The 368-nt window shown below is 37.0% G+C and carries 1 protein-coding gene; it reads right to left on the bottom strand.

The window, feature by feature from the left end:
- On the bottom strand, nt 1-287 hold a 287-nt coding region (tnpA, locus tag HT679_RS11070), incomplete at its 3' end, for an IS200/IS605 family transposase (protein WP_173214649.1).
- Nucleotides 288-368 lie beyond the last annotated feature (81 nt).

The following is a 368-nucleotide window of genomic DNA, read 5'->3' as shown; positions in this document are numbered from 1 at the left end:
TTGGCGTGTTTGTCAAACATCATGAGTGCACTTTTTCCTTTTAAATAACCCATGAAACTCGAAACACTTATCCTTGGTGGAATACTTACTAACATGTGTACATGGTCTGGCATTAAGTGACCCTCGATAATTTCAACTCCTTTATAACTACACAAGCGATGAAATATTTCGCCTAAACTACTTCGATATTGATTATAGATAACTTTTCGTCTATACTTAGGGGTGAACACAATGTGATACTTACAATGCCACTTTGTGTGCGATAAACTATGAGCCTTTTGTGCCATATTTTTCTCCTTTCGCTTTACAATTAGCTTGAACACCTTTATTGTGTCGCGTTCGGAGTTTTTTTGGTATAACCTTCGACG

The sequence above is a fragment of the Streptococcus sp. 4886 genome (genome assembly GCF_013276485.1).
Classification (GTDB): domain Bacteria; phylum Bacillota; class Bacilli; order Lactobacillales; family Streptococcaceae; genus Streptococcus.
The sequence above is the reverse complement of the archived record's forward strand: the minus strand, read 5'-3'. Positions and strand labels throughout refer to the sequence as shown.